Origin of the sequence: Ruminococcus sp. MCC718, assembly GCF_018783905.1 — a bacterium.
In the GTDB taxonomy this organism is placed as follows: Bacteria; Bacillota; Clostridia; order Lachnospirales; family Lachnospiraceae; genus Hominisplanchenecus; species Hominisplanchenecus faecis.
In genome coordinates this window covers 14,825-40,118 of sequence record NZ_WQNP01000050.1, presented here as the reverse complement: position 1 = coordinate 40,118, position 25,294 = coordinate 14,825, and the positions used below count along the sequence as shown (strand labels likewise).

Annotated in this window: 16 protein-coding genes; 15 read left to right on the top strand and 1 reads right to left on the bottom strand. The window is 42.4% G+C overall.

What is annotated here, in order from left to right; all coding sequences use genetic code 11:
• The 15 genes from GPK60_RS06685 to GPK60_RS06615 form a co-directional block, all read left to right on the top strand.
• Window positions 1-242, top strand: a 242-nt coding sequence (locus tag GPK60_RS06685; RefSeq protein ID WP_215659116.1) for a hypothetical protein, incomplete at its 5' end; no start/stop codon positions are given.
• On the top strand, window positions 239-691 hold the full coding sequence (locus tag GPK60_RS06680) for a DUF4869 domain-containing protein (RefSeq protein WP_022118431.1): 453 nt from the start codon (window positions 239-241) through the stop codon (window positions 689-691). The genes GPK60_RS06685 and GPK60_RS06680, both read left to right, overlap by 4 nt.
• The gene (locus GPK60_RS06675) at window positions 681-1,082 is read left to right on the top strand and encodes an ATPase (protein ID WP_022118430.1); all 402 of its coding nucleotides are present in this window, start codon (window positions 681-683) and stop codon (window positions 1,080-1,082) included. The genes GPK60_RS06680 and GPK60_RS06675 overlap by 11 nt, the downstream gene beginning before the upstream one ends.
• 1 nt (window position 1,083) lies before the next feature.
• Entirely contained in the window at window positions 1,084-1,761 is a 678-nt protein-coding gene (locus tag GPK60_RS06670; RefSeq protein WP_215659115.1) for a hypothetical protein, read from the top strand.
• 14 nt (window positions 1,762-1,775) lie between these two features.
• The gene (locus GPK60_RS06665; protein WP_215659114.1) at window positions 1,776-2,135 is read left to right on the top strand and encodes a hypothetical protein; all 360 of its coding nucleotides are present in this window, start codon (window positions 1,776-1,778) and stop codon (window positions 2,133-2,135) included.
• Between the two features lie 149 nt (window positions 2,136-2,284).
• Complete coding sequence (locus tag GPK60_RS06660) at window positions 2,285-3,274, top strand: hypothetical protein (RefSeq protein WP_215659113.1); 990 nt, start codon at window positions 2,285-2,287, stop codon at window positions 3,272-3,274.
• 90 nt (window positions 3,275-3,364) lie between these two features.
• Entirely contained in the window at window positions 3,365-4,270 is a 906-nt protein-coding gene (locus tag GPK60_RS06655) for a hypothetical protein (protein WP_215659112.1), read from the top strand.
• Window positions 4,267-5,712: a DNA/RNA non-specific endonuclease gene (locus GPK60_RS06650; protein WP_252191317.1), complete on the top strand. Its 1,446-nt coding sequence runs from the start codon at window positions 4,267-4,269 to the stop codon at window positions 5,710-5,712. Before GPK60_RS06655 ends, GPK60_RS06650 begins: the two co-directional genes overlap by 4 nt.
• 56 nt (window positions 5,713-5,768) lie before the next feature.
• On the top strand, window positions 5,769-6,128 hold the full coding sequence (locus tag GPK60_RS06645; protein ID WP_215659111.1) for a hypothetical protein: 360 nt from the start codon (window positions 5,769-5,771) through the stop codon (window positions 6,126-6,128).
• A gap of 202 nt (window positions 6,129-6,330) precedes the next feature.
• On the top strand, window positions 6,331-6,603 hold the full coding sequence (spoIIID, locus tag GPK60_RS06640; protein ID WP_022119670.1) for a sporulation transcriptional regulator SpoIIID: 273 nt from the start codon (window positions 6,331-6,333) through the stop codon (window positions 6,601-6,603).
• 137 nt (window positions 6,604-6,740) lie between these two features.
• Entirely contained in the window at window positions 6,741-7,241 is a 501-nt protein-coding gene (locus tag GPK60_RS06635; protein ID WP_179963812.1) for a DNA-deoxyinosine glycosylase, read from the top strand.
• Window positions 7,242-7,884: 643 nt separating this feature from the next.
• The gene (locus tag GPK60_RS06630; protein WP_215659110.1) at window positions 7,885-9,201 is read left to right on the top strand and encodes a helix-turn-helix domain-containing protein; all 1,317 of its coding nucleotides are present in this window, start codon (window positions 7,885-7,887) and stop codon (window positions 9,199-9,201) included.
• A 253-nt stretch (window positions 9,202-9,454) separates the two neighbouring features.
• The gene (locus tag GPK60_RS06625; protein ID WP_215659109.1) at window positions 9,455-17,413 is read left to right on the top strand and encodes a hypothetical protein; all 7,959 of its coding nucleotides are present in this window, start codon (window positions 9,455-9,457) and stop codon (window positions 17,411-17,413) included.
• A 14-nt stretch (window positions 17,414-17,427) separates the two neighbouring features.
• Window positions 17,428-23,898, top strand: a complete 6,471-nt coding sequence (locus tag GPK60_RS06620; protein WP_215659108.1) for a leucine-rich repeat protein — start codon at window positions 17,428-17,430, stop codon at window positions 23,896-23,898.
• Between the two features lie 76 nt (window positions 23,899-23,974).
• Window positions 23,975-24,559 (top strand): hypothetical protein, encoded by a 585-nt coding sequence (locus GPK60_RS06615; RefSeq protein WP_022118472.1) that lies wholly within the window; start codon window positions 23,975-23,977, stop codon window positions 24,557-24,559.
• A 9-nt stretch (window positions 24,560-24,568) separates the two neighbouring features.
• Here GPK60_RS06615 and GPK60_RS06610 read toward each other — a convergent pair whose 3' ends face one another.
• Window positions 24,569-25,114 (bottom strand): biotin transporter BioY, encoded by a 546-nt coding sequence (locus GPK60_RS06610; RefSeq protein ID WP_022118471.1) that lies wholly within the window; start codon window positions 25,112-25,114, stop codon window positions 24,569-24,571.
• Window positions 25,115-25,294 lie beyond the last annotated feature (180 nt).

Below are 25,294 nucleotides of genomic sequence, written 5' to 3'. Positions count from 1 at the left end.
TCAGCATGCCTCTATTGTATCATGCTTATGTGTATTTGGAATTTCTCATTTTGGCTTGTACTATTTATATTCTAGCACCACGTGATGCAACTATATTTGCGGCTCAGACAGGATTAAAGATGGTGAAAATGAGAGAAAGAAGAAATAAAGAAGAAATAAAGAGCAGGTTAACAGATAGAATTTTGAATTCAAAAATATCTTTTAGAGATATCTTTGCGTGGAAAAGGAGTGACATCAAATGATAGATATATATACAGATAAAAAAGAATCAAAGGACTGGATTCTTCAAAACGACTTGTATTTCAATTTGAATACAGGTAATGAAGAAATGTCTCAAAATGAAATAAATCTCATTCAGCAAGTGGATGAGGCAAGGTTGACACCAGATAAGCACATTGAAACAAAATATGGACTAGGTACAATCCGTAATTTGTCATCCGGATGCAAGACATTACTTAATATTGTAAAGCATCCTGATAAGGTGGTGAATGTAGAAGAATGTGGTCCGAATGTGCTTGAAATTATTTTTACTCTGGATAATATAAAGATTTATATGTCCAGACCAACGCTTTTTGATATCCCGGATGATGTGCAAATCAGATTCAATGATTCTGATATAGTGACCGGAGGGAGAGGATATAATGCCTGGTGGGGCAAGGAGTATGAAAGGAGAGAAGCAGATGATTTATAAAAATATTACATTTAAAGCTGATCCATTTTCATACAATCTGGAATTTGATGACAGAATAACTCTTGTTGGTGGAGATAGTGGTACCGGTAAAACTGTGCTTTATGAAATGTTAGAAGATTTACGATTAACTGATGAATATAAAGCTATAAAATTGTTTAATTACAAATCAGATCATTTCTCAGAGTCGATTGAAAAGTGCAGAGATAGTTTTATTGTGGTCGATAATGCTGATAATTTGATGAATGATGAGGTCAGAAGGTTTATTAATTTTGAGCCGTCGAATCAATATATGCTTTTCCTACGAAATTGCGATGGTCTCAATGTTTCTAATAGGAGTTTTAAGGTGCTGAAGTTTGACAATAATAGGATAACACTGGAAGAGGAGCTATGATATGAAATATTTATGGACAGAAGACACTGGTGCTGGACTCCATTTCTGGAAGTTGGTCAATCAGCTTTTCTTTGATGATGCCCTTGTGGTCGAAAGTAAAGAAAGTAATCAGGGCTTATTGGATGCGTTGGCGGATATAGACATGAAAGAGGACGATAAGTATTATATCGCATTTGATTATGTAGTTGATAATCAGGATATTCGTAACAAGTATCGTATGTTGAAATCAATAGCAGATAAGGCAGAAGGAAAGATCATAATTCTGGATATGATTTGTTTTGAGTACCTGATTCTTGTTTTTGATAAGCTGGTGGCATGGACGGGTACCGGAAAGACAGATAAAATCAAGATTCGTGAAGAGGTATTGGCTGCAGTTGAGGACCACAGAATTAATTTGTCAAAGATTGATGACGAGAAGACTTTGCAGTATATAGCAGGTTTTAAGAGATATTCTACAGAACGTGTGATGAAGTCGTTAGTAGGTGAATTTACACAAAACGAAAAGTGGTCTGTTAAAGGAGTGCATATGGGGGAATGTTGGTATAAGGATTGCTGTGTGTCGGAACATCCGGATAATCTGAGGTGTGGTAAGCCGGAAGTTGAGGATGGAAGTGAGAAGATGTGGATGCTGATGCAGTCGGAGGAAGTACATAAAATTATATCGATTATTATAGGATAAAAGAAAGAGGTAGTATGAGAGCAGAAGATGATCTTACATATCAGGAATATAAAGAAGACGTTGAGGATGCTATGCGTTTTATGGAACATTCTGGTTGGACAGTGAGGCAGGTTACCGACAGAATGACGGATGAAGATAATGAGCTGCTCATCGGCACGTCGGAAGCACTCTGGATCATTTCTATCGGAGCTTATGAAGTGGAGCATGACATTCTGGAGGAGAGAGTACTGGAGCAGTTGTCGTATCATATTCCACGCTATGAGATGGGAAAATACAACGACACCACGCCGGAAGAGCGGGAGCTTCTGGAAAAGGATATCGCATTGATTCGATCAAAGGTGGAACTGTGGAAACTGAAGAGTTATGAGGATTAAAGAGTGCAATATTGAAGAGATTATGTTGGAAGAGTATAGAGACTTTTCGGAAAGGTCATTTAGAAAAAAATAAGTACAGAAGGGAAGTTGAGCAAGTAGACGGTAGATGATATACTTAAAACAATAACATAAAAATACAAAGGGGAAGAATGAGTTTGAAGAAGATAAAAAAAGCACTGACAATGGTTTTGACTGCATCTGTTGCGTTATCTGCTGCTGGATGTGGAAAAGATGTAGCGAAAAATAATATGACAGAGGAAAAGACTGTTGAAACAACAGTTCAGGAAAGCTCAAGTGAAACTATTTCGGATGATACAAAAACGACAGAGACAGCACAGTATGCGATGGAGAGAAGCGAAACGGAGAGTACAAAAGAAAGTGAAAGTATTCAGGATATCACAGAAACATATGAAGATATGTCGGAATATGCAATTGTTGAACCTGAAACAGAAGGGGATTTGACTTCAAAGCAGAAAAATGCTGTTAACATGTTAAATTATATAATGACGATAACTCAGGAAATCAACAATTCGAAAGAAAGTAGACTTTATTTGGAATCAGCATATTCTTCATTGATTAACAACAGTGATCCTGGGCTTATAGATACAAGAACCCAAGAGAGAATTACTAATATTTTAGATACACTTGAACAATATCGAATGATTGCTGAAAAGAGAGAGAGGTTACGATATATTTATGAACAAAATCGTGCACAGGCACTTCGTCAGGCAATACCAGATCCTGTTGGATTGCTTAGTGCAGTTTCATCTGGAAATATTTTAAAGTCAGCAGCGTCTGTTATTTATATGGCTGTTGATGCAGCATCAAGCTATCAAAATGCTGTTACACAGACAGATTTGCAATATCTTCAGGATGGATGGCAATTGGAGGATGAAGAAGCACAGGAATTGCATAACAGCAGAAAAAGTACATTTGAGTATATGGTGGATATGGTTCGAGAGAATTCTCTGCCGGGAGAATATGCGTTAAATGAAAATGCTGTGAATGATTTTGTTGAGTGGAAAGATAAGACAAATCTTACCAGTAAAATTCAATGGCTTGAATCAAATGAGAGTACATACGAGAAATTTGGACCATTTTGGCTGGAACTGGCGAAAAGCTATTATGAATCAGAATAGTATGATAAGTGTCTGGATGCGATTAAAAAGTATGAAGGGATTTCTGTCAAGATTTTTCGAAAGGATTACGACTATGCGGAAGCTCTTCCGATGGCGATTGTTTCTGCAAAGGAGATTAGGGATAAAAATGTATATATTCAAACAGCAAGAGAGTATAGTGAGGTGATTCTTTCCAATGCAGATGGTGAAAATTGGGCATTGCGGTACTTTGTAGCTCAGATATATCTTGATCTGTATAAACAAACGGGCAGTAAAGAATATCTGCAAAAAGCGTATGACATTGCACTGAATAATGTAAATGTTTTAGTTGAGTCTCAAAAAGAATTGAACTTAGCATACTTATCAGATATTCAGGAAGTTTCTGTAAATAAAGAAGCAGAAGATGAAGACAGAGAAAAGAAGGAAGTTAAACAATATAATAAACTCTTAAAGGCACAGAGAAAGGTCGAATTGCCTCCGGTTGATGAAGCTTTATATTTGAACTGTGATTTATTGTTTGCATTAGCAGAACAACTGGATATTTCAGTGGATGAACAAAAGAAAATAGATGCTATTTTGCATGAAAATGGGGAACCTGTTTTTCTTACACAGGCATTGGATGAAAAGTTTTGGTTCGAGTCAGCTTATAAAAAACTAGATGTTCAAAATATTGATATTGACTTTGATGGAAAGACATTGAAAATTCCGGCAGTGTGTATAGCAGATCGATCGCGGATAACAGTAAGTGTTGACGGTTCTTCTGGAAATCAAACCTTTCAGGATTGGACAGTAAAGAAAGTTTATAGACCGAAAGGAGCAGATTGTTCTGATTTTATAGTTATATTTACCAGCGAAACAGCTAAAAAATATAAATATGAATCAGGAGATAAAATTGCGGTGCAGATTACTCCGGTTGCAGAGTCAGCAGATGAAATTCTAGAGTATGATTATAAGGCGACTGTAATACAGAAAGCATTTGCATTTAAAACAATCTCTTTTGAGAGGGCTGCAAAATGAAAAGACGAATCATGGCTGTAGTCTTATCTATAGCAATATTATTTTCTGATTCGGCATCTGTTTTTGCATGTGACAGAAAGCAGACAGAGACCTATGTTTCTCAGATGTTGTTTGGTGATAAAGCGGAAAAATATAAGTCTAATGAGAAAGTACAGATGTTGATGAAGGCACTTTACCTTTGCTCAGAACAATATGACGACAATGATACAAAAGAATTAGACGCCTTAAAAAAGAAAAAGGTAAGTGGTCTGCCAAAATCAGAAGAAATTGAGATCAGTCAAAAAGAACTGCTCGAATGCTCTCATAATACCTGGGAATATAAATACAATGCTAAGGAAAAACAACAGAGATCCAGAAAAACAATTCTTCGAAATACAGTCAGTAAGGTATTTGGTGTTGGATTTTGGAATCGTTATTTCAAAAGAAACAAGGAAAAATATGAGAGTTTTGCGGCTGTATTATATTATATGCATATTCTGGCGGATTATCTGGCGGATGATCCGGATGCGACAGAAATAACATCGAAAAGCGGATTTGTTTCAGCATATGATGGAAAAGCGAGTGTTGAGATAAATGGTGGGATCCCTCAGTTTACCCAAAAGGAAAAAAATAGAAAAGATTATTTTCTTACATTCAGTAAGCTGGATTCATCCGGACGAGCAGGAACAGCTTTTGCAAATATTTCAAAAGATCATATGCCGGAAGCGGGATCAAGACAGCATATAGGAAACATAAAACCATCTGGATGGAATCAAAAGAAGTATGATGGTATTGTCAGCAGCAATCCGGGATATGTATATAATCGCTGTCATTTGATAGCACATCAGCTTGTAGGTGAAGATATAAAAGAAAATCTGATCACTGGAACACGATATTTAAATGAAGCGATGATACCAACAGAAAATGAAGTAGCAGATTATGTTCAAAAAACGGGAAACCATGTATTATACAGAGTGACACCGGTTTATAAAGGAGAAAATTTACTGGCATCTGGGATTCAAATAGAGGCATATTCAGTAGAGGATAAAGGGAAAGGAATTTTGGAAAACAGGTATTTTTATAATGTACAGCCTGGGATAGAAATAAATTACAACAGTGGAGAAAATTCATGTGCTGATACTACATTTCAGAAAGAAAAGATACTAAAGTTTGTTACTGTTGATTCAGGTGAAAAAGATCTTGTACATGAAATGAATAAACAACTGGACATACTTTTTAAGGATCAGAAAAAGTCGAAAAAAACGAATGACTATAACAGAATGATGAGTGCGATAGATGAAAATATCAGAAAAGTGAGAAATGTTGGAAACAAAGGAGAAACAGCAGGGAAGCAATATATTTTGCGTTGTGAGTATGAATATGAATATTATAAAATATTGAGGAAATATTTACCTTCTTTATTGGAACAAGAACAGTTTTTTAGCAACGTTTTTAGAGATTAAACAGCATTTGTTTATCTGTGAAAAAGTAATAAAAAGAGGGGAAAAATGTAAAGAGTATGAGAGCAGAAGATGATCTTACATATCAGGAATATAAAGAAGGCGTTGAAGATGCTATGCGTTATATCAAAAATCATGGCTGGACACCGAGACAGGTTACCGACAGAATGACGGATGAAGATAATGAGCTGCTTATCGGCACGTCAGAAGCACTCTGGATCATTTCTATTGGAGCTTATGAAGTGGAGCATGATATTCTGGAGGAGAGAGTGCTGGAGCAGCTGTCGTATCATATCCCACGCTATGAGATGGGAAAATACAACGACATCACGCCGGAAGAGCGGGAGCTTCTGGAAAAAGATATCGCATTTATCCGATCAAAGGTGGAACTGTGGAAACTGAAAAATTATGAGGATTAAAGAGCAGTAATTATTGAAGAAATGAAAATGAACACAAGGACAATAAAAGAACGGATCTTTTGTGGTCGAAAGTAAAGAAAGTAATCAGGGCTTATTGGATGCGTTGGCGGATATAGACATGAAAGAGGACGATAAGTATTATATCGCATACTCCAAAATCCCTCTGCATACATTGTAAAAAGATGCATGCAGAGGGATTTTTTTGAAGGATTATATTGAAGAGCGGGCAGTGGAAGTTGCGTATTATATAATTGAAACGAAGGCTACGGTGCGTCAGGCGGCAAAGAAATTCGGGATCAGCAAGAGTACGGTACATAAGGACTGCACGGAACGTTTACGGCAGATTGATGCGGGGCTGGCGGCTCAGGCACGCGAGGTTCTTGATGTGAACAAATCAGAGCGTCATATCCGCGGCGGTGTAGCAACCAGGGAAAAGTACAGGCATTTGCATGAGCTGCAGGAGCATCATATATGAAAATAAAAAATGCAAAAAGCAAAATTTCGAATGGAAATATGAGAATTCTTTGCAGATCATTATATGAAAAATGAAAAAGTGCGATATAATGAAAGATAAATGCAGTTGAAAAACCAAAGAAGAAAGAGGGCATAATTTTGCAGGAATATAAGACAGTTACTCATCAATTTGAACCGGTTTTTGATGAGGATTCGAAGGTGCTGATCCTGGGGACATTTCCGTCGGTGAAGTCCAGGGAGCAGAATTTTTATTACGGACATCCGCAGAACCGATTCTGGAAGGTGCTTGCGAATCTGACGGGATGTGAGGTTCCGGGGACAGTGGAGGAGAAGAAAGGTTTTTTGTTAAGAGAACATATTGCGGTGTGGGATGTGATCGCGAAGTGTGATATCATCGGTTCGAGTGACAGTTCGATCCGAAATGTAGTTCCGGCAGATCTGTCAAGGATTTTAGATCATGCACCGATCCGGCAGATTTATGCAAATGGTGGGAAGGCTTATGAATTGTATCAGAAATATGCATATCCGATCACGGGAAGGGAGATCGTAAAACTGCCATCGACAAGTCCGGCGAATGCGGCATGGCAGATGGAACGTCTTCTGGAAGCATGGGCGGCAGTGAAAGAGAATCTGGGATAAACGGATTCTCTTTTTTTTCTTTTTTTGTTTCATGAATCTGATTGTTTTTTAACCAAATCAAGTAAGTCCCCTGCTTCAATTGAGAAAAGCAATAAGCAGTGGGTGGGGACTTGCTTGTATCAGGAGGAGTGCAAGTGCCTTCTGATAAACTGCGGAGCAGTTATTTGGTTATGAGCAAGTAGCAAAGAGGATTGCGAATATCCGCTTGACTGTAAAACAATAAAAAGTATAGATCCGGATAATGTGAAAAAAAAGATAATTTTTTAAAAGAATATGAAAAAAATTCTTGCAAAATTGTATTAAATTTTGTGAAAACAGAAAGCAAATTTATGTTATACTAAGAATCTTTGATTTTTTTTAGGACGAACCCCGGTTGTTTTTTAAGCATAATTTTTGTCTCCTTTCAAAGACTGTACGGGGCAATTATATAACAATCGGGACAGAATTGACAGAAGAAAATTTCCGGTCTTTAAGAATGATTCGGATAGGCCGGATGAAAGTATAACAGCAGGATTCAGATGCAAAAAAAACTCATCTGGCCGGTGTGATGCAGATTTGCAGCAGATGGCATTCTGTGTTAAAATAGAGAGGCGAAAAACGGGAATACAGGGAAAGATGGAAAATCATTACAGAGGTGAAAGAGATGGAGGAAAATGCAAAATCAGAGGAGGAGTCATTCAAGACTCCGGGGGAACGTATCGTAAAACTGTGTGAAAAGCAGCAGATCTCCCAGAGGGAGCTGGCAAGGAGGATCGGTGTGACATCTTCACAGATCAGCCGTATTTTAAAAGGGGAGACGAAAACAATCAACAGTGATATGTTGATGGCTCTGGCACAGGAGTTTGGCGTATCCACGGATTATATTCTTGGAATTGTGAACAATCCGGAAAATACGCAAAGTGTGGAAAATACAGAAAACCTGCCAGCAGAATCAAAAGACATGGAGGAACGCAGGGAACAGCCGTTTCACACGCCGATGCTTCTGATGAGTTCTTCTTTTCCGCTTGGCGGCTGCATAGATTTTATTGAGTCACTTGCAGATCAGGATGAAAAGATGATGGCGTACGCAGAATATTATTATTTCAGCGGCCATCACGAGAAGGCGGTAGAATATGCGGAAATGTATCTGGATCATCCGGATATCATGCTGAAGATGTCGGCCTGCCTGATCTATACGTTTGCAAATCTGTCGCTGAACCATATCCATTCGGCACGGATGGGGCTGAACAGGCTGACGGAGAATCTCGATCAGGTGATGAAAGGAAATACGGATCAGAAGGCAAAGGCATTTGGTGTCTTTGTAGCTGTCGCGGCACACACACTTCTGCATCTTCCGGTTGGCGATATTCCGCCACTGTCAGATTATGTCGGAGAATTCAAAAAAGGAAAACAGCTGTGGGGTGTTTACGTGCTTGCACATAAGGCATATCTGGATCGGGAATACCAGCGTTCTCTTGGCATCGTGGAGGTATGTCTGATGACGACAAAAGAGATATATCCGATTTCAATGATCTACCTGAATCTGGTGGCGGCAATGAATGCCATGAATCTGATGCAGACAGAGCTTGCAAAGAAATATTTTATGCAGGCGTGGGAGATCGCAAGACCGGATGGTCTGATCGAAGGCATCGGCGAACACCACGGACTTCTGCAGGGGCTGATCGAGACTTGTCTTAAGAAAGATTATCCGAAAGATTATGAGCGGATCATCGCAATTACTTATAAGTTCAGTTTTGGCTGGCGGCGGATCCACAACCCGGATACGAATGAATATGTGGCGGATAATTTAACAACCACAGAGTTTACGATTGCCATGCTTGCGAGCCGCGGCTGGACAAATCAGGAAATCGCTGATTATATGCAGATCACGCCAAGAACCGTGAAACAACATATGACCTGTATTTTCAACAAAATGAGTATTTCCAACCGAAAACAATTAAAAGACTATATGCTGAGATGATGCCGAATGTTTAAAAAATTGCGGGACTTACTTTGTAACGGAGCAATTCGTAGCATCATTATAAAATAACCAGACACTACCTGAAGTTAAAAAAGAAAATTTTTCTTTGTAAATGGACATTCTGAAGAGAAAATGTCCATTTTTTTTGTCAAATGGACGATGTCTGTAAAAATTTTTTAAAGTAAAATATAAAAGAGGAAAATGTGCCGGGGACGGCACAGAGAGAAAATTAAAACAGAAGGAGGCGTAGTTTATGGAGAAATTAAAGCCAAAAATCTCGAAAAAAGTCAAAAAAGTTTTAAGTTCCGTGCTGGCGGCAACGCTTGTGCTTGGAAGTGTTCCGGCGAGTACCTTTTTGGGTGATGCCATACAGGTGCGTGCGGCGGCGTCTTACAGTCCGCAGAAGTATGGTGTGGGCGTACTGTGCCGGGATCTGACGACCGGAGACAAGGCAAAGGAAATTTTCAATGCACTGGTACGGTGCAAGTCCAAGAAAGAGGATTCGCTTTACGGCAGTATTTACAACAATGTTGGTATGGTGAAATACAAATACAGCAAGACGAAAGCCGGCTCCGGGGAGACATTTTCAGTCAAAGTGCAGAAGGACTATCCGGTGCTGTACAATCAGTCCGGACAGATCAGTCAGAATCTGATGGCATACATAACGAATGATAAACATAAGAATTTCGGACACCACTGGGGAAACCGGACGCAGTACGGGAAAATTATTTTTGGTTATCCGACCAGTGCAGATAATAACAGTTTCTGGCTCGGGCAGAGCTACAATACAGGCGATCATAATTCGGATGGAAGCTGGACGGTCGGGGATCGTGATACCTGGGCAGCATTTCAGCCATCGCTGGGAGAAAATAAAAGAGCAGCTCTCTATGTGACTACGAAGAAGGGTTGCGGCAGCTGCGGAAGTGCCAAGATCCAGAATGTATCGATTGCATTTAAGGATGAGACCGCTCCGAAGATCAAGAGGATCACGATCACGAGTGATAAAAACTCTGACACACCGGCCTTGTATTTTAAGGAAGGTCAGACGATTTATGTAAAGGTGAAATTCAGCGAGTATGTGCGTCTGGCAGATAACAGTGCAGGCAGTATACAGTCAAAAAACATCAGACTGGCGTTGTCGCTTGGACAGAAAAATACGGCAGATGTGGCAACTGCGTATGCGAATCTGGATACTTTGAAAGATGATATTGCAATATTTTCTTATAAAGTTCCAAAAACCATTGATAACAAAACGGTAGATTTTTATGTGTCCGGACTTGCGGATATCGGCTATCAGACATCGATCATTGATCAGAACGGCAGCAAAAATTATGATAGAAATTTTGTCGGTTATGATGGGGGTACCTTGTCTAATGGAAGTGGGACGATGAAAAAACTGAAAGCAGCTGTTGGGAGTTCCAATTATAACACACTGAAAAAAACAAGCAGTGCCATTACAGACCTTGCCGGCAATCCGCTCAGTCTGGACGGATTTCGCAATGTGAAAAAAGGATCCGCAGGATGCAGCGTGACAAGGGCATACCTGGATACGGTAAATCCGATCGTCGAAACAGTTTCGATCACCACGAACCAGAAAAACCAGACACAAAATGCAAACGAAGCCAATTATCTGAAGGCCGGAACGACCGTGACGGTATCTGCTGTTTTAAATGAACGCATCCAGAAGATCAGTGATGCCAACAGGAAAAAGATCATCGCTTCTTTAAATATCAAAAAGAAAGACGGCAGTCCGGTGAAACTTGAGGCAAAATATGTTTTTGATCAGTCGTCAACCGGAAAAACGGTTGTCATATTCAAGGATTTTATCGTGGATCGGGATATGGTTTTCCAGAAGCAGGATAAACTGAACTACAAAAAGAAAACGGATTATAAAGTGACGATTACGGGAATTGCAGGCCTGAGCGAGATCAAAGATTATTCCGGAAATACACTTTCTGTGGCAAATGATCTGAGAGGCAGTACAAGTAAAGATTTCTATCTGGATAACGAAGCTCCGACGATCATGATCGACAGTCAGGCTGTATCAGAAACAAAAACGTATGAGATGGCGAGAATGACGAAGTCAGAAGATGAAGTGTATTCTCTGGCGTTCAGCGTAAAAGATTATGATACGGTGAGCGGAAATACTTCAGGGCCTCTGGCATCGGGTGTGATCGGCGGAAAAGCCAGCATGACGGTGAACCTTCAGGGACAGGGAGATGCCAATAAGTTCTGGTATTATGCATCACAGACGGCACTGAAAGAAGATGAGATCGACCAGACAGGATTCAAAGAGGCACAGTCTGGAAAGACAAAGATCGATCTTGATCTGACCAATGATACAACAGATCTTCATCTGTATCTGAAATTCGACAAAAATATTGATTATTCTTCCGTAAACAACGGAGTCAATGTGCAGGTATCTGCAAGTGATATTAATCATAATACAAAGACCGTAACAGCAAAATACAGCTACACGGCAAAAGACAAGATCGCTCCTGTGATTTCTTATGAGAGCATACAGCTCAAAGAAAACAATGACAACAGTGCATATCAGGAAGCCGTTGTGAGAGTTAAAGATGCAGGCGGCATCAATATCGACAATATCCGCTACTTCTGGCTGGAAGAAGGCAGCACGCTTCCGGGAAGTGACAAATTTACTACGGCAGCTGTGGGGGATGTGACGGTTGTGAGCCAGTCCGGCGATAAAGTGACCGAGTGCCTGGTTACGATTCGGACGAAAACAGTCGGAGCAAACCAGACTTATCAGGCAGCACTTTATGTCTCGGCAGCCGATATCGCAAAGAATGAAACCATAAGCGAAAAACTTGCAGATGCGGCAATCGACCGAAATATTCCGGCAGTGGAAATTATAACACCGGAAACAAAAACGAACGAAGTAAACAAAGAATCTTCGCTGAAAGTCCGCGGTCCGATCACTTCTTCCGCAAATGAAGCGGAACTGTTTGTGGCAGTAAAAGATCCGATCGAACAGGATGCTTATTTTATCCGCAGCGTGTCAGGAAAGGCATCAGAAATACTGATCGATAACGAAGAATTTTTGGATGCGGCAAAACTTCCGTATTCTTCCGGATATCAGAGCAGCGAGACCGGAAAATGGTCCTACGGAACGCTTATCATGACCGGAGATCAGAAATATGAGATCACGACAACTTACAACAGTTTAAATGATGCAAATGCGGCGACCGTAAGAGAACGTTTCCTGGCGATCAGCGGAAATAAATACTATGGAAATGTAACCGTTGCAGCAGGGTCCGGTTTTAAGAGCAGTGCTTTTGCGACAAGCGGAAATAAAAAAACATTTGATGCATCAAAAGGAAAACTGGTCACAAAGACCTTTACCATGACTCCTGACGAGTATGGATTTTCCGATAAGAAAGATGTAAAAACCGGAAGTTATCAGATCGACCGGACACCGGCAAATACCGTGACGATCAAAACAAAGGATAATGCAAATTACGGGCAGCAGGTAAAACGGGAAGATTTTGGAGATGCATACAATCCGGAGGTAAACGGAGCAGAATATCTCTCCACACTTACCGGGGCAGCATTTGACATCAGCTTTGCAAATCAGAGAACCAGCCATTTTGTGATGGATGATATTGATTATGCATCGCCGAATACCTATATCTGCCTGAAACAGACAGAAGGTGATAAGGAAACCGAAGTTTACCGGTGGAATATCATAAAGGGAAAATCCAGCCAGACGGTAGAAATTCCGGAAGGTCTGACACTGCCAAACGGACAGTATAAACTGGAAGTTTCTGTCAGCAACAAACAGGGTAATTCGGCAGAACCGGTCATTACGACGGAGCAGTATGACAACATTTATCTTTATAATTATGATGCTGATATGACAGAAGCATTTGGTATCAGCAAAGTGACGGGAAGTATTCATTTTGCAGCAGAAGATCCATATCAGGGAGCAGATAAAGTTCCGTACTATGGATTTGCCGCAACCGGAACGTATGAATTTAACCGGACCGTTGTGGATGACCAGCAACCGGATTTTACCGCAACCGGAGCGGATGGCTATACGACAGATGTTCTCTATCTTGGAAACTGTGCAACATCTGAGACAACGGAAGGGATTACTTACAACCGCAGCATTCAGTTTACGGTAAACGGCATGGAAGATTACGATGTCAGCAATTACTGGATCAAAGTCTGGGCGGGTGATAACGAGGCTTCTGCGAAATGGTTCCCGCTTAAGGATTATGATGCAGAAAATAAAGTGATGATGTTTGACGTAAAGCCGACGGATGCAAAAGCAATGTTCCAGGCGGAGGATGCGGCAGCATTTTATGCAGGCGGATATGCAAATGCAGATGTATGTGCAGTTCCGGTCTTTGAAGGCAGCAACACGATCTCTTATGAACTGATGAACGTTGGAGGCGTGAAGTCACAGCGTCACGAAGTGGAGATTTATTATTCTGCAAAAGCACCGGATTTCAAAATAGAAGTGGAAGAAAGTGAGGCTTCCAGGCAGAGTATTTCTGCAGCAGTAACAGAAGCAGACAGTACGATGGTTGCAAAAGATCCGGAAATGTATGAAGTGAATCTTTCTGCTTCCGATGACACTGCGGATACGCTGATAAAAGAGAGAAGTTTTGCTTATACAGAAAACCAGCGACACCTGTATTATCTGCTGGATGGATATGGAAACTTAAGCTATCAGCAGTTTTATATCACAGATGTGGATCATACAGCACCAACAGCAGAGTTTACAGTGTTAAAAAGTGCCACAAGCGAGATTACTGCAATCAGCACAGACAGTACCGCACAGAACGAAGGAGAAACGGATGAACATATCACAAATCCGAGCTTTGAAATTGAGATCCGCGACGATCGGAATCTGAAAAATGCAAATATTCAGCTGATCATCGATGGAAAAGATCCGATCCATGTGGTACAGACAGACGATGGATATGGATCCGACTGGGATGGCTCTTATTACTGCGGTATGGAGTTCACAAAGGATATCAACCAGAGTCTAGGTTTTCTGAGTGAAAATTATCTGGTGAATAAAGATGGCAGCCACACCCTGCGTCTTATGGGAGATTTCAAGGCAGACATTGATCTTTCCAAAGAGAAAGGACTTCATATGCCGCACAGCATTGAGCTGAGGATTGTCGATGAGGCCGGCAATGTCATGGAAACGATTTCTTCCAAAGACCAGGACTTCTACGGAATCAACCAGCGGCCGAAGATCCGCAGAATGGATGTTTATCCGCAGGACGGCATGGTAAACTTTGAATTCAATATGGAAGTCCATATCAAGAAAATAAATGGGATCGAACTTCCGCAGATCATGTACAGATACATCTATTATGGCTCGTACTTTATGCTTGGAAGGGCAAGAGATATGCTGCGTCAGTTTGATGTGCCGGTGGACGACGAAAACGTCTTGCTGAAGGATTACTGCGGAATCAGTAAGGATGGAACTTACGAGATCGAGTATGAAGATATTTATGGAAATTCATATACGGAGCAGTTTACACTGGAGGACTTTTTCGGAGATTATTCGGCACAGATCCAGTACAGCACGACAGAGAAAACAAAAGAAGATGTAGTGGCAACGATCGAAGGTGTCAGCGAAAACGCACAGATTTCCCTGAAAGAAACAGAAAATACAGGTGAGAACGGTACGGATGACAGCGAAAACAAAGAAGATACCAGTGACGCTTATACGATCAGCTGGAACAAGCAGAAATCAAAGGCAACGATCGTGTTCCACAAAAACGCAAATATTACATTTGAACTGACCATTCCGGGAGCAGCCGAGCAGAAAACGGTGGATTACAATGTTACGGTAGAAAACATGGATAAAGATGCACCGAAGGATGCAAAGGTTTATTGGAGATTTCTGGAGAACGGAGAAGTACAGGAAGGAAATACACTGGATATTTCAAATCTTGAAGATCAGAGTACCACAGACGGTATTGAAGTCTGGATCGCTTCCGAGAGTGAAGATCTGTATGCTGCAAATGGAAAGGAATTAAAGCATACGTTCCTCTATTCGGAAAACATGGAACGAAGCTATACCTTTGAATACAGTGATGAGTGCGGAAACGAAGGTGCACCGATCACAGTCACACTGCCGGATGAGCTGAACATGAAGCCGTATGAAGCACCGGTGGAAGAAGAAGGTGCTTATGAAAAAGACACAACACCTCCGGAAGTCGTTGCGGAAGTCTATGCGGTCTATGACGGACTGGCAAGTTATTTCAGTTCCTGGACACCGTCAGAAGATGCTTTTGCCGAACTGGCAGAAAAGATCGGATACAGCGGCGGTTATAAGATTTCTTATACCATTTCTGATGACAGCCGGACGAAACTGATCGTGAAAAACGGACTGCAGGCAGATACGGGAAAACTGAATTTCAACAGTACCTCAGATCAGATTGATGGTGTGAAACTGGATGCGAACAATAACAGCCTGCTTATCACAAAGCCGTGTCAGATCACGGTGATTGCGATCGATCAGGAAGGAAACATATTCTGGCACAGTCTTGAGGCTGCGAAGATCGACCAGGAAGCACCGACGGTTCGTGTGGAAAAAGAAGGTATCAGCTTTACCCGCATGAGACTGAAATTCTATGCAGATGATAATTCTGATAAAGACAACGAAAAAGGAACCATCCTTCCGGTGACATCGGGACTGCAGAAGGGCATGGATGACAAGGGCTATTACTATTTCCGGGAAGTAGAAAATAACGGAACTTACGATACTGTTTTTAAAGACCGAAGCGGCAACCGGGCAAAGATCAGCACAAAAGTAACGGAGATCGACAAGGATGCACCGAAGATCAGCGTATCTTCCTGGAGTCCGTGTTATGTCAAAGACGGAGAATCTTATGAGAAACTGTCGCCGATCGAACCGACAAACAGCTCCGTTCTGCTGAGTCTTGATTTTAACAAGACAGTATCGGAACTGAAAGTATACTATAAACAGAATGATAACTGGGTAGAAGACAATGGAACATTCTCAAAGACAGGAATCGAGCTGGGCGGAAGAAAAGGAAACGTAGAATTTTTCGCAGCGGTTCCAGGAATGGTTAAGATTGTGGCGACTTCGCCGAACGGTGTTTCCGGTGAGATGACCGATATCGACCTGGTTGACATCATTGATAAAAATGCACCGACGATCACAGTGACACAGAAACTGGAAAACAACCAGATGAACGTTATCTTCCGCTCCGATGAAACCGTATTTGTAAGCGGCGGCGGTCTGAACAGAAAATATGGCGGCAACACCAATATTTCTTTGGCAATCAAAGAAAACGGTGTATATGATTTCACATTTGCGGATGCAGCCGGAAATATGACGCAGCAGCAGATCACGGTGGATTCGATCGATGAAATACCTCCGGTTGTCTACGCATCCGGCATTCCGGAAACGTACATCCGCTCAGAGGACTGCAGCGTAAAGGTTACGATGTCCGAGGCAGGAACGATAACGTTCCGCGGAAAAGAATATCCGGTCAAAGCACCGACGGACAAAAACGGCGATGGCGAATTAAAAGGAGATGAACTGGACTGGATCACACTTCCGATCACGACAAACGGAAGTTATCAGGTCAAAGCAACCGATCAGGCAGGACTGGTTTCTTACCGTGTACTGGAGATCCAGTATCTGGATGATATTGCACCGAGTATTCAGTTTGACCGCTCTGTTGTAAATGTTTTCCAGGGAACGACTGCCGAAGAATTAAGAGAACAGCTTCTGGATGCGACGACATTCCGGCTCTGGGATAACATTGATTCGAATCCGCAGATTTCACTGAAAAACATGCTGACGGAAAAACAGATGAACGAGCAGGGTATTCATGAAGTCACATATTTACTGAGTGACCGTGTGGGAAATGAAAAACTGGTCAAACGGTATGTGAAAGTCATCAGCTCGGCAAATCTGAAGATCACGGCAAACGGCGAATCACTGCTTCCGTGTGATACGACGATCCTGAAAGAAAATCGGGCAGATCTGGTACTGGAAAAATCCAGAAGAACCGGTGAATCCTTTAAGGTATATTACAAAAAGGGAATTCAGAAAGCCGGAGCGATGAAGAAGGCAGATGTTGTGAAAGACGGTAAGCTGACGGATCTGGAGGCAGGATTCTATACGCTCTATATTGTAACGCAGAATAAAGAAACGTATCTGACTTATATTTATATTGATTTAGAACAGTAAAGGAGGGCAGGTATATGGATAAGAGAAAAAACAAGATATTTTTAAAGAGGGCTTTCAGTCTGATGCTTTCCGCGGTTGTGCTCTTTACGGGCCTTCCGCTGGAAATGCTGGCGGCACCGCAGAGTATGGAGAGTAAAGTGGCGGATGAAGATGTGCTGCTTTTGCAGAACGATTCGATATCTGTCCGCATGTCAGGTAAAAACGGCGGATTTTATATCTCAAATGTGGAAGGTGATAAGACAATAAAATCCGACAATAACAAAGATCTGCTGTACCACAGCGATGATTATGACACTTCATTTACTTCCTTCCGCATAACGAGAAACGGAGAGACAAAAGATTATATTTTCGGCGGAGATTATTCTTTTGAAGGAATAAAGTCCGGCGGTGTAACCGTTTCGCAGGATGCAAAGGGACTATCAGCAAAATGGAGCCTGGGTGAACTGGAATTCACCCAGCGGCTCGAGCTGGCAAATACCGGATCAAACGAACACGGCATGGTCATGATCAACTACGATGTACAGAATCATGGCAGTGAGGACGTAAAAGTTGAGGCGAGAATGCTGCTTGATTCGGCCGTCGGAGATCAGGATTTTGTATATTATGAAATTCCAAATACATCTTATGACAGCGATATTATCAAACGGGAATGTGTGCTGGATGCAGCGAATATTCCGACTGCGTTTTATGCATACGATGACATTTACAGTCCGACGGCAACGGCATCAACCGTAGTCTCTTCCAAAGGAATGTTAAAAAAAGTCGCTTTTGCACACTGGAACTCTCTGGCGGCGACCGGCTTTGATTTTGCCCCGGATGAGACTCTGGATTTTACAAGCGATGGCAATGATCAGTACGGGACAGCAGATAGTGCCATGGCAATGTACTATGATCTTGGAACAATCCAGTCGGGAAAAGAAGGAATTGTAAACACATACTATGGAGTATTTTCCAATGAAAAAACAGATCTTGAAACAGATCAGGTAACCTTCAATATGACTTCACCGTCCGTTCTGGATCTGTCGGCAGACGGAAAAAATTATGTTTCTACCTGCAACCGCAATACAGACGGAACCTTTAAAGAGGACGGCATTATTGATATTCAGGCAACTTTAAAAAATATTTCTGAGAAGAACGATTATAAAAAAGTAGTCATCGCAGCTTATGCATCGGAAGGTCTCACACCGCTTGACGAAGATCAGAAAGAGCCAATCTACGAGACCAGCTATGCAGTGCCGTATCAGAGCACTTATGTGGATTTCACGAGGGGAACGGAGATCAAGATCCCGTTTTATTTCCGGGCGAAAGTGGACAGTGCATCCAGCTATCGAAAGATTACGTTCCGTGTGTTTAACCTTCCGGATTCTACGGATGCGAGACTGTTATATGAAAACCTTTTGTATGAAGGTTCTACTTACATTCTTTGCCCGGGCGGAAACGGTGAACTGCCGAAGATCACGTTTCACAGTGCGACACCGGAGATCCTCTATAATGATCTGACAAGACATCTCTATGTGAGCGGCAGCAATTTCACCATGTTGGAGGATAAGAGCCGCTACACACTGTATGCACAGGGAGCAAGTGACAGCAAAAAGTACGAAATTCCATCAGAGAACATTTTGATCGATCCGCAGGAAAACAAACTGGATATTCTTTTTACGGAGACGATGAAACCGGACACATATCAGCTCAGTTTTGAGTGGACAGAACCGCCGACCGGCGTTGACAAGATCACAACCGGCGATGCTCTGAAGGTGGTCATGTCGGATGACATCCGCTATCGAAATGATTATTACGGGATTCTCGCAGTTGTGCAGGAAAAAGGCAAAACAGGGGATCAGGCAAAATATCAGCTGAAAACCTATGCAAGCGAAGAAGCTTACGCAGCAGATAAAAACAATTACGAAGAAACGTTGCTGTTCTTCCAGGGAAGCTTTATCAAAGATGATACCTTTGATAAAGGTGCGGACGGAACAAATGTGAAATACGTTGCAAAATCGATCAGCGGTGAAAAAGACAAAGTTGTGATCAACGGCTGTATCGATGCCCTGAACGGTACCGTAGAAGTCAGCCAGAAGGACGGCGTGATCAACACAGATTTTAATGATATTACATTAAATGCTTCTGTAGAAAACACCAGGATCTACAAGGGTAATGCTGCGTTTACAAGCATCGAAAACGGAACAGAATACGGACTTGTGCCTTATAACATGAACGGAGAAGAGATCGAAGGTTTTCAGGATGAGGAGATCACCCTGATTTATCCGGCGGCATTAAATGGTTTGATGACGATCGCCGGGATGGCATTTAATCTTTCTTTTGCAAGGCTTGGCATGATGTATGACGGCGATGCAGATCGGGTGGAAGAACTGAAGGTGGAGGATGCAGAAGGATTTGTGATGTCATTCTCCGCACAGCTCGACTTAAGCTTTCTGATCCCGACATCCAAAAGAGGAAACACCGGGGAAAAGGTTGATAAAGTAAATCAGAATGTATTTGCAAATGACGGAGCAAAAGCAGATACGCTCCGCAATGCGTATAAAAAAACTTACAAACCGACCGGCAGCTCTTCCGGTTCTCTTACAAAAAACAATAAGAAAACAAAAGTCGCAAACAACCAGAATAACAAAAAAGAAGGGGACGATGATGGCGATACCGATGCAAAAGTAGAGGTAAAAAATGTACTCTACGGCATGAATCAGGGATTTATCGGAGTGAATTTCTCAGCCGAAGTAAAAATCCCGGGCTACACCGATTCCATGCCGAACATCGAAGGAACGCTGGAGGTCAACACAGTGAATGACTGGTCGATGGGTGTGGAAGGAAGTGCATCGTTCCTGAAATCCATCACGCTGGAGATCAAACTGGGGATAAAGAGTAAAAATAAGATCCCGGTTGTGGATAACCTGTATTTCTATGTGGAAGGTATCAAACCGGGCATCAACCTGGATTCCTTCGGTGTATGCTGGATCATCGGCGGTGGCGGCGGATTTGAAAATCTCTATGATACGATCTTCTGCTGCAGCGAAGTACCTCCGATCAAACTGCTGCTGAGCGTATCGTTTAATCTCTTCCAGGTGCTGGAGGCCCGTGCCGATATGAGCCTTGGTCTGACAGGATTCGGCATCAAGGTTTCGAACCTGAAAGTGGCAAACACGGACATCAAGATCATGGAATATGCGAAACTGGAGACACAGTGGATCCCTTATTTCAAGACGCTGGTGCAGTGCAGCATCAACTATATGGGTATCATCGATGGCAAGGGCTATATTGTGATTGATGCCAGCAGTGATGCACAGGAAGCGTTTGAAGCTTATGCACAGGCGATCGTCAGCATTCCGGATGTGATCCCGCTGATCGGCGGTATCCAGATCGGCGGTGCGGCACTTGGACTGAACACAAAGCGTATCTGGGGTGCACTGAAAGTTCTCGGATTCTCAACCGGTATTTCTTATGCCTATGGCGGTGACCTCTCCTTTGGCTCACAGGCAAAAGTAAATCCAACCTATCCGCAGTATCTGGAAGAAGCAAGAAGCACAGAGGGTATTTCCGGCAGATGGTACGCCGTTGGCTATGATGAAGAAAAACAGGATATGCTTTACATGAGCATCGGCCCGAATATTTACCAGAAGGATTCAAGCGAAAACAGCACCCTGGCAGATGCAGACGGAAAAATCAGCTCCAGCCTTCGCTCTGATATTACAAGAACCACGCATAACGTAACGCTTGGCAATTTCCAGGACGGCGTGGCACAGGTTCTGAGCATTGCATTTTCAGCAGAATCACTGGAAGAGGCAAAAGCAGGAAAAGAAGGACTCAAAGTTACCGATGAGAATGGAACGCCATATCCGATCCAGTATTATGACAATGACAAAACCGATGAACAGAATGAGACTGCAAATGCCAACTTTACTTATGATGAAGAGAAGAAAGAAGCAACCCTTGTTGTCTCCTTTACCGATCCGTCACTGGCAAATAAAACTTATACGATAAAAACAGCAAGTTCTTCTGAACTGATCCTCTATGGCGTAGATCCGCTTCCGGAGATCACCACAGTTCAGATGGATAAACAGAACTACAGCAGTGCAGATAATAAGATCAATCTGACATGGACAGGAAATGACAAAATGTCTGATCTGGAGAAACTTGATATTTACATTCTGGAAAATCCGGATTCGGAAGAAAACGGCGGTACACCGATCGCTTCCCTGACAGGAGCGGATATCGCAAAAGGAAAGGCTGCGATCACAATCCCGGATACGATGGAAAGCGGAAAATATTATGTAAGACTTGTGTACAGTCAGGAAGAAGTTACAACCGGAATCGTTGATACTGCAAATGCATTTGCCTATACGAACAGCAGCCAGCCGGAGACGATCACAGCGATCCATGCGGAAAATGCAGGCGATCTGCAGATCCGTGCTTCCATTGATACGGTAACGGATGACAAATGTCAGGGTGCACTGTTTAAGGTTTATGAAGTCGGTGCAAATGGCGAAAAAGAAGAACTTTCGGATTACAATGTTTCTGCCGTAAAAGACGAAGAGAATCAGATCTATGCGGTGCTTGGCGGCAGCAGCGAATCCAGAAGTGTCGATGAAAACGGAAAAGAAACCGTTGAGACCATCGGACTGACTGCCGGAACGAAATACGTGATCAGTGCGACACCATTTAACAAACTTTTAGACGGTGACGGCAATCTGATCGGTATCGTTTATGGAAAAGAAACGTTTGGCGAAGTCCTTACCTTAAATGAACCGCAGAAAGCAAAGATCACACTTGCAGCGGATCAGAAGGTTTATCAGGTTGGAAGAAGCGAAAATGAAAAAGATGAGGATGGAAATGTCACAGAAAAGATTGTGATGTACGACACGTATGCAGCATCTTCTGTCAACTTTACGGCAAAAGCCGATATGGCAGTGTCCGGAACCTGGGTGCTGGACGGCGAAGAAGTAAAAACAGGAACGTTTGAACATACATCAGAAATTGCCATTCCATTAAAAGACCTGGCAGACGGAGATCATACCATTCAGATTTACGGCAAGAATGAAAAAGGTGACGGTTTCGATCAGAGTTTTGTATTTAACATCGATACGACAGCGCCGACCCTGATGCTGACCTCCCCGACCAATGGATCTGGATTTGCAGAAGACGGCACGCTGACGATCAGCGGAATCACGGAGCCGGATGCAAAACTGACCATTACGGTGGACGGCAAACCGCTTGCAAGAGAAAAAACGCTTGGGGATCTTGGGACAGCACTTGGCGAAGGAAATGAATTTGCTTATGAAGTGAACATTGGCAGTGGTTATTATAAAAAAGAAGTAGAGATTACAGTAAGCGACGCAGTCGGAAATAAAGAGACTGCAAGAAACAGCGTATACAATGATGGCATGGGTAATATTAAAAATCTGGATATTGCATTAAGTGCAGATACAACCGAAACCACACAGAAACAGTGGATTTCCTACACCAATAAAAATCTGTTCCTGAAAGATACAGACGGCGTAGAAGTGGCACTGCAGCTGTGTGCCGTGACCGAAAATGATCAGAAGATCATCCTCAATGATCTGGATACGGTGGATCTGGAAGTGCATGCGGTTTCCGGAACAGCCGCGATCGAAGGCAACAAACTGACTGTTTCCAAAGACGGCCATGGATTTGTGCAGGGCAGATGGAACCTGGCAGACGGTGCGGCAATGACGGCCTCCTTCACTTACGGAGCAGAAGTCTTAGGGCAGATCGAAGAGGAAAAAGGTCTTCAGGTGATCTACCATGCAAATGGCGGAAGCGGTGCGATGACAGATCCGAACAGTCCGTATAAAAAATACGATACCGTTCAGGCTGCAAACTGTGGATTTAAGTATAACGGCATGGAATTTGTCAGCTGGAATACAAAGGCAGACGGCAGCGGAACTACGTATCTGCCGGGTGATAAATTCTATATCACAGAAACGACAGAACTGTATGCAATCTGGAAAAAAGTATCCAATCCGACGACCGAAAAACCGTCAACGGAAAAACCGTCTCCGACTCCATCGGATAAGCCGAAGGATGTAGTTATTGGAAAAATTTATCCGGTTGGCAAGGCAAGATATAAAGTGACATCCAAAAAGGCTGTCATGCTGGTATCCTACAAAAAGCCGGGAGCGAAGAAGATGAATATTCCGTCAACGGTCCGCATCAACGGCAGACAGTTCAAGGTGACGGCAATCGGTGCAAATGTATGCAAAGGCAACAAGAAGCTGACAACGGTAACGATCGGTAAGAATGTAAAGAGCATTGCGGCAAAAGCATTCTACAAGAATAAAAATCTGAAGAAGATCAATATCAAGTCAGTGACGATTGCAAAGATCGGTAAAAATGCATTTAAGGGTATTCATAAAAAAGCCGTCTTTGTGGTACCGAAAAAAGCAAAGAAAAAGTTAAGGAAAAAACTGACAGCCAAAGTCGGATTCCAGAAAAAAACCATGAAAATAAAATAAAGTAATCATTCAGTGAAAGTTAAAATGCCTGCAACTGAATGACTGCGAAGACAAAGAGACTTGGGGGGAGATTTATATGGCAGAAATACAAAAAAAATGTGCGGAGAAACAATTAAAAATACGTACCGGAAATTGGTTCCTGCCAGGGCTGATGATCGTGCTGCTGCTTTTGGGGGCAGCAGCCGTCAACTGCCTTCATTTTGGAATACAGGATCAGAAACGGGCAGCCAGACTGCTGGATGAAGCAAAACAGGAAAGAGAAATTTTGCTGGAAAACGTCAAAAATCCGGACCGGGATACCTTTTTGAGTGTGGAAGGTAAAGTGGTGGTTGGATTTTTGCAGATTCCGTCACAAAATACAGAGTATGCCATATTAAATACCTTTGATGCAAATACTGCATCATTCTCACTTTGCAGAGATGGGACATCCATGCCGTGGGATACGGAGGGCATGACCGTATATGGAATTGCTGCATTTACAAAAAACCTGTCAGAACTTCAGGTGGGAGATCAGCTGATCTTTGAAGATCTGGCAGGCACACAGTACCATTATCAGTATATAGAAAAATCCGAAGAAGTGATCGATCACGGAATCCAGATCATTTCTTCGGACAAAAACAAAAACGAAAGAACAACATTTCAGTTTAAATTTTTTTCCTGAAATTCTTTTTTAGCGGATTCTTTTTTTAATCTCCGGTCCGAGGAGCATGGCAATAACCATTTTGATCAGGTCAGCCGGGATAAAAGGAATCACACATACCGTCAGTGCGGCACCAACGGTGTAGCTGGCACTGATACAGAACCAGGCAGTTCCGAAAGCGTAGCATACAGCCGTTCCGACGATCATGCCGAGTAGCTGGAGCCAGCGATTATGGCATTTGTCGATCACCAGTCCGGCGATCACTGCCATGGCGATGAAACCGATGATGTAGCCACCGGTAGGACCGGCAAGCTTGCCGATTCCGCCTGTGAACCCGGAGAATACCGGAACGCCGACCAGACCGATCAACAGATAGACCAGATAACTGATCGTGCCGCGTTTCCATCCGAGCAGATATAAAGAAAGATAAATAGCAAGGTTTGTGAAAGAAATCGGAACCGGACCGATCGGAATGGACAGCGGAGCTAAAATACAGGTCACAGCTGTCATCAGTGCGGTGACGGTCATTTCGTAAGTTTTACTGTGCTGCGAGGCAGCAGTTTTTGTAACGTTCATTTGAAAAGTTCTCCTTGTAATATATTTCCATGATTTCACGATTTAACCAAATCAAGTAAGTCCCCTGCTTCAATTGCGAAAAGCAATAAGCAGTGGGTGGGGACTTGCTTGTATCAGGAGGAGTGTAAGCTCCTTCTGATAAACTGCGGAGCAGTTATTTGGTTATGAGCAAGTAGCAAA